The 15,398-nt window shown below is 39.7% G+C and carries 12 protein-coding genes; 7 read left to right on the top strand and 5 right to left on the bottom strand.

What is annotated here, in order from left to right; translation table 11 throughout:
• Positions 1-16 precede the first annotated feature (16 nt).
• The 3 genes from QE382_RS01975 (at position 17) to QE382_RS01965 (ending at position 4,466) form a co-directional block, all read left to right on the top strand.
• The gene (locus tag QE382_RS01975; RefSeq protein ID WP_307184466.1) at positions 17-910 is read left to right on the top strand and encodes a hypothetical protein; all 894 of its coding nucleotides are present in this window, start codon (positions 17-19) and stop codon (positions 908-910) included.
• Positions 911-912: 2 nt separating this feature from the next.
• Positions 913-3,513 (top strand): BamA/TamA family outer membrane protein, encoded by a 2,601-nt coding sequence (locus QE382_RS01970; RefSeq protein WP_307184465.1) that lies wholly within the window; start codon positions 913-915, stop codon positions 3,511-3,513.
• Between the two features lie 341 nt (positions 3,514-3,854).
• Positions 3,855-4,466, top strand: a complete 612-nt coding sequence (locus QE382_RS01965) for a trimeric intracellular cation channel family protein (protein WP_307184464.1) — start codon at positions 3,855-3,857, stop codon at positions 4,464-4,466.
• A 165-nt stretch (positions 4,467-4,631) separates the two neighbouring features.
• Here QE382_RS01965 and def read toward each other — a convergent pair whose 3' ends face one another.
• Positions 4,632-5,213, bottom strand: coding sequence for a peptide deformylase (gene def / locus QE382_RS01960; protein ID WP_307184463.1), 582 nt, complete (start codon positions 5,211-5,213; stop codon positions 4,632-4,634).
• A gap of 265 nt (positions 5,214-5,478) precedes the next feature.
• Here def and QE382_RS01955 point away from each other — a divergent pair, with 265 nt between their 5' ends.
• The 3 genes from QE382_RS01955 to miaA all read left to right on the top strand — a co-directional run bounded on the left by QE382_RS01955 (position 5,479) and on the right by miaA (position 8,392).
• Entirely contained in the window at positions 5,479-6,258 is a 780-nt protein-coding gene (locus QE382_RS01955) for a hypothetical protein (RefSeq protein WP_307184462.1), read from the top strand.
• Positions 6,259-6,323: 65 nt separating this feature from the next.
• The gene (locus QE382_RS01950; RefSeq protein WP_307184461.1) at positions 6,324-7,496 is read left to right on the top strand and encodes a Gfo/Idh/MocA family protein; all 1,173 of its coding nucleotides are present in this window, start codon (positions 6,324-6,326) and stop codon (positions 7,494-7,496) included.
• Positions 7,493-8,392 carry a tRNA (adenosine(37)-N6)-dimethylallyltransferase MiaA gene (miaA, locus tag QE382_RS01945; RefSeq protein WP_307184460.1) on the top strand — a complete coding sequence of 300 codons (900 nt, stop codon included), beginning with the start codon at positions 7,493-7,495 and terminating at the stop codon, positions 8,390-8,392. The genes QE382_RS01950 and miaA overlap by 4 nt, the downstream gene beginning before the upstream one ends.
• 77 nt (positions 8,393-8,469) lie before the next feature.
• Here miaA and QE382_RS01940 read toward each other — a convergent pair whose 3' ends face one another.
• From QE382_RS01940 to QE382_RS01925, 4 genes are all read right to left on the bottom strand, one after another.
• Entirely contained in the window at positions 8,470-10,023 is a 1,554-nt protein-coding gene (locus tag QE382_RS01940; protein ID WP_307184459.1) for an Rne/Rng family ribonuclease, read from the bottom strand.
• A gap of 304 nt (positions 10,024-10,327) precedes the next feature.
• A complete protein-coding gene (locus tag QE382_RS01935) occupies positions 10,328-11,164 on the bottom strand; it encodes a tetratricopeptide repeat protein (RefSeq protein WP_307184458.1) in 837 nt (278 codons plus the stop codon).
• An 18-nt stretch (positions 11,165-11,182) separates the two neighbouring features.
• Positions 11,183-11,467: an HU family DNA-binding protein gene (locus QE382_RS01930; RefSeq protein WP_046673299.1), complete on the bottom strand. Its 285-nt coding sequence runs from the start codon at positions 11,465-11,467 to the stop codon at positions 11,183-11,185.
• 248 nt (positions 11,468-11,715) lie between these two features.
• Positions 11,716-12,762, bottom strand: a complete 1,047-nt coding sequence (locus QE382_RS01925; RefSeq protein ID WP_307184457.1) for a PLP-dependent aminotransferase family protein — start codon at positions 12,760-12,762, stop codon at positions 11,716-11,718.
• 406 nt (positions 12,763-13,168) lie between these two features.
• Here QE382_RS01925 and QE382_RS01920 point away from each other — a divergent pair, with 406 nt between their 5' ends.
• Positions 13,169-15,316: a TonB-dependent receptor gene (locus QE382_RS01920; RefSeq protein WP_307184456.1), complete on the top strand. Its 2,148-nt coding sequence runs from the start codon at positions 13,169-13,171 to the stop codon at positions 15,314-15,316.
• Positions 15,317-15,398 lie beyond the last annotated feature (82 nt).

Below are 15,398 nucleotides of genomic sequence, written 5' to 3'. Positions count from 1 at the left end.
ATATAATAATAGAAATATGAAAAAGCCCATCCTACATACAACAGCTATCTTAAGTCTAGTCTCGGCTATTTTTCTCGCCTGCAACCCGAATAATACAGCCAAGGAAAATAACAACAAGCTCGCTCATGTTCAAGCTGAAAAACCGCAACAAATACCCTATGCGTTATCTTCGGGCATAAAAATGAGTTTGCCAGACGAATTGTTAGAAATATCCGGAATAGCCTTCCTCGCGGGACAGGATGACGATATTTATGCCATCCAAGACGAGCAGGGCTTTCTTTATAAGTTTAACCAACCGACACAAAAAGTCACGTTCAACCCTTTCGGAAAAGATGGCGACTATGAGGATATCTCGATAAGCAATACACATTTCTTTATCTTAAAGAGCAATGGCAGCATCTATTCCTTTCCGATTGCCGAAAAGGACGATATAAAAAACGTTGTTGAACAGAAAAATTTACTCCCAAAAGGAGAGTACGAGGGACTTTTTGTTGACCGCGAAAGTAACCAGGCATACGTATTATGTAAAGAATGCAAGGTCGATAGAAAACAACCGCAAACCTCTGGCTATGTCTTTTCAATTGACGAGCATGGTCAATTTCAGCCGAAAGGAGAATTTGCCATCCAGCTTGATCAACTTCAGGCATTTGATGCTAAAATTAAGAAAACGTTCAAACCCTCCGCGTTAGCTAAAAAAGCAGACAGTAAGGAATGGTATATCTTATCTTCTGTCGACAAAACCCTTGTGGTCACCGATGAGAATTTTCGTGTAAAATCGCTCTCTCCATTAGATCCGAAGATCTTCCCTCAACCTGAAGGCATTAACTTTGATTCAAAATTCAATCTTTACGTCAGCAGCGAAGCCGGTAATCAGGATAAAGGGATCATTTATAAATTTGAACAAAAATAGGCATGCAAAAGGTTGTACCATTCTTTCTTATTTTTCTTGCTAGTCATGTTTATTCACAACAAAAACATACACAGTCACCTGCACAGCAGGGTAAGTCCTTTGCTAAAACCGTCATCAAGGACAGTGTAAGTATCGTTGCAAATGCAAAATATGGTAAAGCCAGTAAATTCAAAAAGTTCTTCCTTGGCGAAAACTACCGCAAAGAATGGGCTGCGGAAACCACTCTGCCGCTGCTTCAACTTTCAACATTATATGGGGGTCTGCGTCCTGTTAAACAAGGCGGTGGAATGCAATCGGTTTCTTTAAGACTAACAGATTCTATGGGAAGGGAATGGGCGTTGCGATCGGTCAATAAAAGAACTGAATCCCTTATACCAGAAGAATTGCATGGTACCTTTGTGCAGGATGTATTGGATGATGCCACCAGTGCCCAGCATCCCTATTCCGCGCTGATGATACCCGCCTTGGCCAATGCCGTAAACGTCGCACACGCTCATCCAATCATTGGCGTTGTAGCACAAGATAGCCTATTAGGCGAATATGCTCCACTTTTTGAACATACAGTAGCTCTACTGGAGGAGCGTGAACCGCTCGGAGATTCAGACAATAGTCCTAAAACTGTGCGAAAGTTGCAGGAAGATAATGACGACAATTTTAAAGCCAAAGCGTACCTACGCGCAAGGATGTTGGATGTACTGGTCAGTGATTGGGACCGACATGAGGATCAATGGCGATGGTACGATGAGAATCAAGATAGCACAGATCAGGATAAAGACTATATTCCTATTCCCCGCGATCGCGACCAGGCACTGCGTGTCACGCAAGGTTTCCTGATGAAAGACATCTATCAGCAATTTGTCAATCCGGTCATGCAAGGATTCACAATGGGCATTCCCGACATTCGCTATTCTCTTTTCAAATCGCGATTCTTAAATGCTCATCCGAGCAACCAGCTCTCCCACAGGGAATGGACGAAAGAGGTCAAGCAATTTGTAGCACGCCTCACAGATTCTGTGTTATGGCAATCCGTACACAGCCTCCCGCAGTCATCCATTACTATTCGTGGAGAACAAATCTTCAAAACACTTCAAAGCCGCCGTGATGCACTGCCCACTGCGATGGAAGAGTATTACAATTTTATCAATAACATTGTCGATATTCATCTCAGCGACAAAAACGAAAAAGTAGAAATATGGAGCACCGGAAGTAAAAACTTAAAAGTCAAAGTTTCGAAGATCAACAAAGTGGGCAAAGTCACCAAAACTTTGATGGACAAAACCTACAAAAATACCCTTACAAAAGAGATTCGCCTTTATTTAGGTGATGGAAAAGATTCTGTTTTCATCGACAATGCACAATCTCCCATCAAACTAAGAATTATAGGCGATAGCACACCAAAGACTTATACTATCAATCAGAGCAGATCAAGGATACATCTTTACGAAAACACTAAAAATTCTGTTATGCTCGGTGAAAAGAACAAAATAAAGCTTCATTATGCCCAAGATAGCATCAATACACAATTTGTTCCGGTAAACTTGTACAATACTTGGCTTCCCTTGGTTACTGCCGGCTATAATGCAGACGACGGTATTTCCCTCGGACTCGGAGCAGCTTACACACATCAGCGTGGCTTTAGAAAAAGCCCCTTTACCTATAGGCAACAGCTCACCGTAGCAACCGCCTTTCGCACTGGAGCGTATAAAATTCACTATAGAGGCGAATGGACTGCTGCCGCCGGCGATGCTGATATTGTTATCGATGCCTTAGCAAAAGCTCCTGACAACACACAGAATTTCTTCGGCGTAGGAAATAACTCACCATTTTTAAAGGAACAGTATGGTGCAAAATATTACCGAAGCAGATTTAATATCTTCAATATCAATCCACAGTTAAGATGGAAACCTTCATCCACATTAAACATTGCCGTAGGTCCACATATCCAATTTTATCACTTAGATCCAAATGAGAATGAAGATCGATTTATTCTAAATCCTCAGGCTTTACATTCTTACGATAGCCTGTCAATTACAAAAGACAAAGCTTTTGCAGGTATCAATGCTTTTTTAACACAAGACTCACGCAATCGAAAGATTAATCCAAGTAAAGGAATCTATATCAAAGCCGATTTGAATTCTTATTTTGGACTCAATCAGTATTCAAAAAATTCGGCGCAGTTAAATGCTGCGATAACTGGATATTTTAGTGTACTCAATAAAGGCATTATATTCGCCAACAGAACGGGCGGGGGAGCAGTTGTCGGAAATCCTACATTCTATCAATATTTATTTCTAGGCGGTCACGAAAACCTTAGAGGGTTTCGCCAATATCGATTTGCAGGACAGCAGATGCTTTACAATAATTTAGAGGCACGTCTTAAAATAAAGGATGTCAAGAGCTATGTTCTTCCAGGTGAATTCGGACTCATGGGCATGTACGATATTGGTAAAGTATGGGCAAAAGGCTACAATAGTGGTAAGTTTCATCAAGGTGTGGGTGGGGGCGTATATTACATCGTCGCAAATGCACTTCCCTTGCATTTTGTGATGACAAGATCGGATGAAGGCTGGTACCCTTATTTCAGTACAGGTTTCCGCTTCTAAAATTTTAAATCTTTCTGCTCTTTCCATTGGAACGAACAAAAAAAAGTATATTAATGGTAATTTTTTTCAAATGCAGTGATCAGTTGAAATTCTAGAAGATCTTATATTATGTATACACCCCCTGCATGATACGGACATCATTGATGGGATCATCGAGCACTTAAGATTGGAGGATGCACAAGGCCCTGTCAGCCTAAAAGCAATTTGCTTTTAGGTGAATTTAAACTATCAGGATTTCTCTTAAATTTGTCCATGGAAGGGAAGTTGTTCCAATTGGCAGTGCTTCTATACAATGCGGCACCAACTGGAGATTATAATGAAAATTACTTAAAAGGATTACCATGATTACAGATGCCAACTATTTTTATCTAAGCGATTTGCTTGGCACTTTATTTTTTGCAATATCAGGTACCCTGTCAGCAAAACGTAAGGATATTGATATTTTTGGAGCGGCCTTTTTAGGTTTTGTTACCGCCATTGGCGGGGGATCAATGCGGGACATTTTTTTAAATCTGCGCCCAGTCTGGGTAAATGACAGCAATTATCTCATCGCTATTTTCATCGGAATTTTAATTGCCATTATCTTCAATAGACAGTTGTATGGTTATTATCGTACATTAACACTTTTTGATGCCATCGGAATTAGCTTTTTTACCATACTAGGGGTACAAAAGTCACTCAACTATGAAAGTAATACCTATGCTGCCATTATCTTTGGAATGTTTACCGCAGTATGTGGAGGCATGACACGCGATGTACTTTTGAATGAAACACCACTCATCTTTAAAAAAGAAGTATATGCTACCGCCTGCTTAGGTGGTGGTCTCATCTATATTTTATTGGTGCACCTTGATTTTGATATTTCATGGGCAGCATTTATCGGAGCTGCAGTCGTATTTTTTATACGAATGACGGCCGTTAAATATCGTTTATACTTACCTCGCCTGGATTGAGTGGAATCCCTTACACCGATTAGATTCGCTGTCAGAGGTTTTGATGGACTATTTATTCGGTTTCAACAGTAAATTTTAAAAAGGAATGGAACGATCGAACCTTGAGCTTCGAAACTCCAATCGCTAAACAAGGAAATGTGATAAAAGAAAAAGCGTTAGTCTGTACTAACGCTTTTTCTTTTGCTGTGGGAATCGCATTTTATAACCAACGCGGATATTTCCTTTCGAAATAGCATCCAGCCGACTTTTCAACATCGTTTTTTTAAACGTGCTCAATTTATCGGTAAACAACTTTCCTTCAATATGATCATATTCGTGCTGAACCACACGCGCAGCCAAACCAGTGAGATCCATTTCGTGTTCCTCGAAGTTTTCATCCAGGTAATTGATGCGGATATTACGATGACGTAATACATCCTCGTTGATATCTGGAATACTTAAGCATCCTTCTCCGAAAGCCCATTTCTCACCAGATTCTTCTACCATGATGGGATTGATAAAAACCTTTTTGAACGATTGGAGCATTTCTTTATTTTCTTCATCATCTTCTGCAAAAGGGGTTGCATCGATAACGAACATACGTATAGGCAAGCCTATCTGCGGTGCCGCCAAGCCAACACCATGCGCCGCATACATGGTATCGAACATATCATCAATCAATTTCTTTAAATCAGGATAGTCTTCATCTATTTCTTCAGCGACCTTTCTTAATACAGGATCGCCATACGCCACTATCGGAAGTTTCATATATAAATAATTATTTATTTAAGTGCAGATACCTCCAATTATAGGAGTTCATTACACGTCGTTTGTTCTTAAAGATCATTTCGTACCTATTGAAATTTTGCACAATTAAATTTTGGTTCATGTCCGAATAATTTCTGAACCTGATTCGCTCTGCTTTTAAACCAAGGATACGTTGTAGCTCCATTATACGCTCGCTTACAAAGGTACGGATAATTATTAAAATCGAATATTTCGTGGAGACATCCACAAAAGTTACTTTTGTTTTATGGATCCATCGTTTATACATCTGTCAACACAGTTTAAGCTTAGACTTGAGCAAGCGCTTGAAGTCTCATTAAAACTCTTTGAAATTGATGGATTTTTACAAATATCCTCCCTTGAATTAACAACAATCATCTTGTTATATCCTAACAATAAACCTATTAGGAGCCAAACTTCCGAACCTTGTATCCATATCGATGAAGACCTATTAACAACCAAATTTGAACTCCTCGTTAAGCGTATTGTTTCGCGAACTAAAAATAACAAATCTATCTTCGCACGCAAGACTGTGGTGGCACGGATCGACAAAAAGACAAGCTTACAGTTCCTCGTGGAACATCATTTACAGAGTGCACTGCCAGGTAAATACCGTTATGGACTTTTTGAGAAGGGCGAGCTTGTTGCTGTCGCTATATTTTCTGGAGGGCGCCGCATGATGGACAGGGAGGATGACTATCGTTCGTTCGAGCTTATACGCTTTTGTAACAAAGCGGGATTTAATGTAATTGGCGGGTTAAGCAAATTAATCAAGGCTTTCTGCAAAGACTTCTCACCTGGAGATATTATGACCTTCACCGATCGCGATTGGAGTCAGCACTCCTCTTTGGAAAAAATAGGCTTTGTTGTGAAGGAAATAATAGCTCCGATCAACTTTTGGGTAGCAGACACAAAAAGACATGTTTATCGCAATAAAGAAGAGTTAAATGCATTAGTTAAGCAATATCCGCATGGCCTTCCAAAGGAAAATATGGGTAGCATCAAGATGATTTTATACCTAAAATAAGCTAAATTGTGTATATTGTACACTGTAAGGGTTTGAAAAATAAATAATCAAAAAATAATAACGTTATGAAGAGAAAACTTCGCATGGGTATGGTTGGAGGCGGTAATGATGCCTTTATTGGAGCTGTACACCGTATTGCCGCTTTTATGGACGGCAAGATTGAGTTAGTTTGTGGTGCTTTTAGTATCGATCCACAAATTTCAAAACAATCTGGAGAAGACCTATTTGTAGCACCTGAGCGTGTCTATTTAAGCTATGAAGAGATGATCGAGAAAGAATCTTTGCTTCCTGAAGGAGAGCGCATGGATTTCGTAACGATCGTAACACCGAACTTTCTCCATTTCGCTCCAGCCAAATTAGCCCTGGAAAAAGGCTTTGATGTCGTGGTGGAGAAACCGATGACTGTATCTGTTGAAGAGGCAAAAGAATTACAAGAAACTGTAGAGCGCACAGGTCGCACACTGTGCCTTACACATACTTATTCTGGCTATCCGATGGTTAAACAAGCAAAAGCGATGGTCAAAGAGGGTCACTTCGGAAAGATCAGAAAAATTGTTGTTGAGTACCCTCAAGGTTGGTTAAGCCGGTTAACAGAACGCGAAGGTAATGCTGGAGCAGCCTGGCGTGCAGACCCAAAACGCTCAGGTAAATCGTTGGTTATGGGTGATATCGGTACACATGCTGCACATTTGGCAGAATATGTATCTGGTTTGAAAATCGAAGAATTATGTGCAGACCTAACAACATTTGTTGAAGGCCGTCTATTGGATGACGATGGTTCGGTACTTTTACGTTTTGAAAATGGAGCAAAAGGTGTATTAATGGCCTCCCAAATTTCTGCAGGCGAAGAAAATGCCGTTCGCATCCGTATCTATGGTGAAAAAGGTGGATTGGAATGGGCTAATGAAGATCCTAACAATTTAATCATTAAAATGCTTGATCAGCCGCGTCAGCTTTATCGTACAGGAAATGCTTATGGTGCTCCCTATACATTAAGCTCATTTGCAACACACAACACCCGTGTCCCGGCTGGTCACCCGGAAGGTTTATTGGAATCATTTGCAAATATCTATCGTAATTTTGCTGCGACTGTGACTGCAAAGCGTGAAGGAAAAACTCCTACTCCTGAACAACAAGATTTTCCAACAGTATATGATGGCGTAAGAGGTATGGCTTTTATCGATACTGTCGTAAAAAATAACGAAGGAACAGAAAAATGGACTAAATTTGTTCTGTGATAGACAGATTAAATCCTATACTTTCTCTTTTGGAGCAGCAGGCTGTTCTAAAGGAGAAAGTTATCGTTATCCTAGGGCCAACAGCCTCAGGAAAGACCAAATTAGCTGTACAGCTGGCGCAACAAGTTAACGCTGAAATTATCAGTGCAGACTCCCGTCAGATTTACCGGCGAATGGACATCGGCACGGGAAAAGACCTATCCGAATATCAAAACATTCCCTACCATCTCATCGATATTCTCGAGCCGGGAGAACGCTATCATCTCGGAAAGTTTATAACAGATTTCCACCAGGCCCAACAATCAATCGCAGCAAAGGGAAAATATACCATCCTTTGTGGTGGCACGGGCTTGTATATCCAAAGTGTTATCCAACAAAATCCGTATGCATTGATCCCCTCAGTCGAAGGACTGAAAGAGTCCTTGCTTGAGTATTCAGAAGTTGAGCTATTAAAGCGCCTTCAGGAATACGCAGCGCCAGCAAATTTTCAGATAGATCTCTCCACCAAAAAACGTATGATCCGAGCAATAGAAATACTCGAATTTTTAAAGCTTCATCCCGATCACCTCAGTCCGCAACGGGCGATTGACAGCATTGTTATCGGATTAAATCCGCCCTTGGAAACAAGACGTGCGCACATTAGCCAACGACTAGAACAACGGTTGAAAGAAGGCTTTTTGGAAGAAGTGTACGGGCTCTTGACAGAAGGTATTACACACGAGCAACTTCAATACTATGGTCTGGAATATAAATATGCCTCGCTACATCTGCTTGGAAAGCTCGATTACACTGCTTTCACCACAAAACTGGAGACCGAAATACACCGCTATGCAAAACGGCAAATGACTTATTTCCGTAAAATGGAGAAAGATGGCATAATGATCCATTGGGTTTAAGAACAGACAAATAGAAGCCATATAAAAACAAAAAAGGGCTAGTATCACTACTAACCCTTTTCGTTAATCTCTTTCTATTATAACTTGATTTCTTCATCCTTCGCATTGAAGAAATGGAACTCAGTTAGGTAATATGACGTCATTGGATTTACTTTAATCCATTTTCCGTACTTCATGAACCATTTCATTCTTTTAGAAATCAAACCAGACTTAATGTAGGCGTCTATATAAGGGTGAACACATAAGGTCACCTTTTTTTCGTTTTGTTCTTGAAGAATAAATTTCAAATTATTTTCAATATCATCCATCACGACAATACTAGATCGGATCTCACCTGTACCATCACAAGCCGGACATTTTTCGTTTGTGACAATATTCATTTCAGGTCTGACGCGCTGACGTGTAATTTGTACCAATCCAAATTTACTTGGTGGTAAAATCGTATGTCTAGCTCTATCCGACGCCATACATTCTTTTAAGAACGTATACAGCTCTTTTCGATGATTGGGTTTATGCATATCGATAAAATCGACGACTACAATTCCGCCCATATCACGCAAACGCAGCTGTCGCGCAATTTCTTTTGCTGCTTCCATGTTAACAAGCAATGCATTGTCTTCCTGATTCTCCTTATTTGCAGAGCGGTTACCACTGTTGACATCAATAACATGTAAGGCTTCGGTATGCTCAATAACGAGATACGCACCACCTGGTAATGTCACCGTTTTGCCAAAAGCTGCCTTGATTTGTTTTTCAACTCCAAAATGATCAAAAATTGGCTCTTTATGTTTATAAAGCTTGACAATTTTCTCCAAATCTGGAGATATATCGTGTATATATGATTTTGTTTCTTCGAAGATCGAAGGATCATTAACATAAATATGCGAAAACTCGTCGGTCAAAATATCCCGTAGAATAGTGGATGCACGATCCATTTCTCCAAGAACCTTTTGCGGCGGTTCGGCATTACGAAGACGTTTGGTAAATAGCTCCCATTTTGAGATCAGGTCCAATAAGTCACGTTGTAGTTCTTCGACCCCCTTACCTTCAGAGACTGTGCGGATAATCACGCCAAAATTTGCAGGCTTAATTCCTTCGACAATCTTCTTGAGGCGGTTGCGCTCATTACTACCTTTGATACGCTTGGAAATGGAAACAGTACTTGAGAAAGGTACCAGAACGACAAAACGACCTGCTATTGAAAGGTCTGAACTCAGACGCGGTCCTTTTGTTGAAATGGGTTCTTTGGCGATTTGTACTGGCACGAGCATATTTTTGCTCAAGACATCAGAGATCTTACCAGCTTTATCGATATCCTTTTCAAGTTTTAAACTATTGAGCAGTTTCTCTTGATAACTGCCATTCTTTACTATACGGGTAAGCTTTAGCAAAGATTGAACTTGAGGACCCAAATCTAAATAATGTAGAAAAGCATCCTTTTCGTAGCCTACATCTACGAATGCTGCATTAAGCCCTGGCATAATTCGCTTAATACGTCCGAGATAGATATCTCCAACGGCGAAGTTATTATTTGCGGGCTCACGGTTAAGTTCAACAAGCTGCTTATCTTGAAGTAAAGCAATAGTTACCCCTTTATCAGGAGTTGAATCGATAATTAATTCCTTTACCAAAAGCTACTCATTTTTGATACCTATGCAATATCCTATCGCAATCTTTGGTATCCGATTAAACATTTAAAGAACGTTGTTACGAAAAAAACAATCTACATACCCTTCACAGACATGTAGATCGTTTCGTAAAGCTATCTCAGCAAAATGGGCCAAGATGTTTAAAAGCTCATCACAAGACTATTTTTTCTTGTGTCTATTTTTTCTTAAACGTTTTTTACGTTTGTGAGTAGCCATCTTGTGTCTTTTTCTTTTTTTTCCGCTTGGCATAGCTAAATTTTTTAATGATTATAAAATAATAAATTAATTACTTGCTCAATTCAGCAATCTTTCGATCAATGAATTGTGATAGGGAAGGATCGGCTGCCAGTTCCTTACTTTTTTGAAAAGCAGTCACAGCTTCCTTTTTCATCCCAATATTTTCGTAGCCCGTGGCTAAGTAAAAGTATGACTCAGCATCGGGTTTTTGATCGATAACGGTCTTAAAACGCTCGATAGCTTTGTCAAACTGACGGGACTGTAATGAAAACAATCCCAAAGTTTTATTTGCCTCTAAATTTTTAGGATCTGCAGCAATGACTTCCCGCAATAAGGCAATACCTGCCATGGGGTTATTCGTTCCCGATACCATTGCGGCACCTAATCCTGTTTTTGCGTCCAAACTACTTGTATTCGCTTTTAACGCCGCCTCATAGGCATGAATAGCATTTTGATTCAACGCCTGCGATAAAGTAGAATCTTGCAAATTTGTATAAGCAGCACGATACGCATTACCTGCTTTCAACCAATACTCAAACTTGGGTGAAACCTTTGCCATTTCCTCATACACGAAAGCCTGAGGGGCTGGTTTAGCGACATCATCCCACTTATCTGCCAACTGTTGCAACAGCTTTACCTTATCCTCTCCAGAAGCTTTTGCAACTTGGCCCTCAATATCGGAAATTTCTTTGACTAAACTAGCATCTAAACCTTGTTTTGTCATCGAAGATATATTTTCCAAATTTATTTCATTGGAAGGCTTCGATTCAGATGCTGCAGCAGTTTGTTTTTCTTTGTTCACCAAACCTTTAATAGGCTGCGCCAAAAGCACAGCAACCAAGGCTACTACTGATCCTATTACTATTATCTGTTTGGTTTTTGCCATGTTAATCTATTTTAAAGATTATTTATTGCCATTCTTTACTTTCTCTACGAAAATTTTAGCTGGCTTGAAACTAGGAACAAAGTGTTCAGGGATAATGATTGCTGTATTTTTTGAAATGTTTCTTGCAGTCTTCTCAGCTCTTTTTTTGACTACGAAGCTCCCAAAACCTCTGACATATACATTTTCTCCTCCGATCATTGCGTTTTTGACAACTTTAAAGAACGCCTCTACGGTTTCTTGAACATCTACCTTCTCTAAGCCAGTTTTGGTAGAGATCTCTGCAATAATTTCTGCTTTAGTCATATCTATTTTACTGTAATTATTTATTTTTCAACCCTTAAGCCAACTAATGTTTGGGGATGCAAAAGTATTGTTTTAAAATGAGTAATGGAAATTATTTAAATACTTTTTTGATAAATAAGCCTCCAAAAGCCAAACATTTACAATCATTTAACGAGACCCTAGTTTTCTTCAACCACTAAAATAAACTGCAAAAATAAAAACAATTAGCTAATTTACAAGATGTTGACTCATTAGTTGCGCGATAAAACCTAATATATGCCAATAGCATGACTTAGCCGATTCAAATCCGCTTCGGTATGATGTGCATTCACCACAATACGGTTCAATAGCGGGTCTGTAGCAAGCGGATAGGGAAAGCTCGAAACCAATATACCTAACGCCATCAGTCTTTCATAAAGGTTGATATCCGCTGATGAAAAGATAGGAAAATTAGGTACAGCATTTAATCTGGAGATTACACGTGCATTGAAATAACTGCTGTTGTATTGCATTTTTTCGAATTGCCGTAAATAGATTTCCTCTCCATGTACAAATGCATATAAGCTCGCGGGCGAACTCGGAGATGCACCGCTATAGAAATTAGATTTTTTTAGGTTTTGGATGCGTTTCTCATCTGCCAGAATCAACCCCGCATCTGTTGCCAACCCTTTCGCTAATGAAGCCACGACAATCAGTTCAATATTAGCCAAATTAAAACGGCTCTTATCGAAAGAAATGCCATTTTTTCGTATAACACCAATTCCATGAGAATCGTCCAGCAGCAACAACACCCGCTTGCTTGGATCAATCTGTGCAAAGACAGTAAAGTCATAAATCTCCGGCTTCATATTATCGAGACTGTTGCTGACAATAATAAAGGATTTTTGCGCCGATTGGTTAATATATGCAACAGTTGAATTGGCCCAGTCAATAAAACTTCCCGCTACGTCAGGTTTTTCGTCGAACCACAGCGAGGGGTGACAGGAGGGGGCATACAGCAATTCTCCTTCGCCGGCCAATGTTTTAATCAAAAATTGAGTAGCCAGATATCCACTGGAAAGCAATAAGCTCGCTTCAAAATCAAAACGCCTTGCCGCATATCTTTCCGCTTGGTCATAGATTGCCTGTTGTACATTATTATTCCGCGAGGTACCGTTATTTATGCCATAGCGTTTTATACCTTCTATAAAAATAGCTGCATATGTGTGATCGGTTGCCAAACCTAAATACGAGGTTCCTCCAAAAAAAAGATATTCTTTGTCATCGACTGTAATAAGCCGGCCTGTTGGTTGTTCTAAACGCGTAAAATTATTCATGTTGGTGTTACCTATTCTTTTGCCCTGCGCTTCGGGACTTGCTATATATTGTGGATGAATCGAAAAAAAATATAATATTTTCGAAAGCCAGTTTAAATGATTGCTCGTAGCTATTTTCCACTTAGCCAATCACTTGGGAATGTTTCACTATTGGTACATCATAGCCATCAAGAATTCTAACACAGTCAACATTCGCACAGCAAACTAACAGTCATTTAAAATAGTTATTCGCTTTTTCTTGACTTAAATTACAGCGCACACTTCTGTTATCAAACAGTACTTTTCGGCATCAATTTACAGCATAAAATTGGGATACCTCAATTCATCACGATATTTTGACATTCCATCCACTCTTTTTAGCAGTAAATGGTACTATCACCCATATTTGACCAAAATATAAAGAAAAATGAAGCTGTTATTATCCTTACTATTTATCTCCATTAACATCCTATTTGCACAGTCTATTCTAAAAGGAAAAGTAGTCGGCAAAAATGGTAAACCTATTTATTTGGCCAATATTTATATCGATGGTAGCTACGATGGCGGCACCACAGATTCACTTGGCAACTTTGCTTTTGAAACGAATGAGCAAGGAGTCAAAATCATCAAAGCATCCGTTGTTGGCCTTCCCCTATATAGTAAGTCTATCCAACTGCCACAAAAAGAATTTCTGACTATACAAATGCTAGAAAGAGAAAATCGCTTACAGGAAGTCACCATTCAAGCAGGTATTCTGCAAGCAAATAGTTCTGGTAAAAACACCGTAATGAGCCCTTTAGATATCGTTACTACCGCAGGAAGTATGGGCAATATCATCAGCGCGCTGGCCACATTGCCTGGAGCACAGGTTGGAGGAGAAAATGGACGTCTTATGGTCCACGGTGGAGATGCTTCCGAAACACAGACTTACATTAATGGTATCAGAGTCGCCCAACCTTATACCGCAACGCCTAATGAAATTCCTGTCAGGGGCAGGTTTTCGCCCATGTTGTTTAAGGGCGTGAATTTTTCTACTGGGGGCTATTCTGCAGAATTTGGAAATGCACTGTCGAGCATTCTAGCCCTGAATACCGAAAACACGATAGAACAACCAAAAACAGAACTTTCGCTATCTTCCGTTGGATTAGGGTTAGGGCATACTTTACAATGGGACAAAAATTCGCTAACCTTCAACAGCAATTATACAAACCTAAGCCCCTATTCAAAAATTATTACACCAGACATTAATTGGACGAAACCCTATGAAAATGCCGCTGGAGAAATGATTTATCGCCATCAATTTAAAGAAGGCTTTCTAAATATTTATGGCGCTTACACTTTCGAAAATATGGGGCTTTACCAAGCAGACATCAATTACCCACACCCTGTCCCGGTGAAAAAGAAATCCAACAACGCCTATACTAATATCAGCTTCAGCCAGAATTTAGGGAACCGCTGGACGTTCGAATCGGGCATGGGCCTAGGCTATCTGACCGATAAGGTTCATTACGATGAGGTTTACCTACCTCATGATGAAAAGAGCATTCACTTAAAAGCAACATTGAGTAAAATCTGGAACAATAAGATTAAAAGCATTGGGGGAATAGAATACTTTGACACAAATTATCAAGAAGAATACCACCGGCAAGACCTTGACTATATGTATGGATTCCAGAACAAAATGACTGCTCTATATACTGAAACGACCTTTGGCTTCTTACCAAACTTGATCGGGAAGATCGGCCTACGAGAAACGTCTTCCAATTTGCAAAACAAGAAAACGTTAGAACCGAGGGCTTCGCTGGGCTACGCGTTAAATAAATATACCCAGCTCTCTGTTGCTTACGGGAAATTCCATCAGCAGGCACCTACACCAGTATTAAAATATGCTCCTCAACTCGACTGGTTAGGGGCCAAACATTATATCGCAAATTATTTCTATGCGCGTGGAGGACATTTACTTCGTTTAGAGGCATATTACAAAACTTACAACAACTTGGTTAAATACAATAGTTTAACGCCCCAATATAATAGCCAATATAGCAATAATGGAAGCGGAGATGTCAAAGGCTTTGACCTATTTTACAAAAACAGCAGCAGTGTAAAAAATCTACAGTACTGGATATCATATTCCTTCACAGACAGCAAGAGAAATGAAGCGAATTATCCGTCGACTGTTACTCCGCCTTATGTTTATAAACATAGTTTTAATATCGTTGGAAAATATTGGTTTTCTAGCCTTCGTTCACAACTCAGTTTGACGAACGCGTACGTATCGGGCAGAAATTATAACGACCCTAACCAAAGCTCCTTTATGGATGGTCACATCAGGGGTTATAATAATCTATCCATGAGCTGGTCATTTCTCTTTAGTCAACAAAAAATAATCCATTTCTCCGTCAGTAATATTCTCGGCGCTTCACCTATCTACGGTTATCAGTATGCAGATCAACCAAATACACAGGGAATTTATAACCGTAGACCGATTGTCCCTACAGCCAAACGATTTGTTTTTCTTGGCTATTTCTGGACGATCAGTAAAAACGACAAAGACAATCAACTGAATAATCTATAGGAAGCAACAGCTCATCTGGGAAATACGTCAGTTCATCCAAATTTGTTTTTAATTGAGAGCAACGATACGCAACTTCACCCCT

Source organism: Sphingobacterium zeae (assembly GCF_030818895.1).
Taxonomy (GTDB): Bacteria; Bacteroidota; Bacteroidia; order Sphingobacteriales; family Sphingobacteriaceae; genus Sphingobacterium; species Sphingobacterium zeae.
The sequence above is the reverse complement of the archived record's forward strand: the minus strand, read 5'-3'. Positions and strand labels throughout refer to the sequence as shown.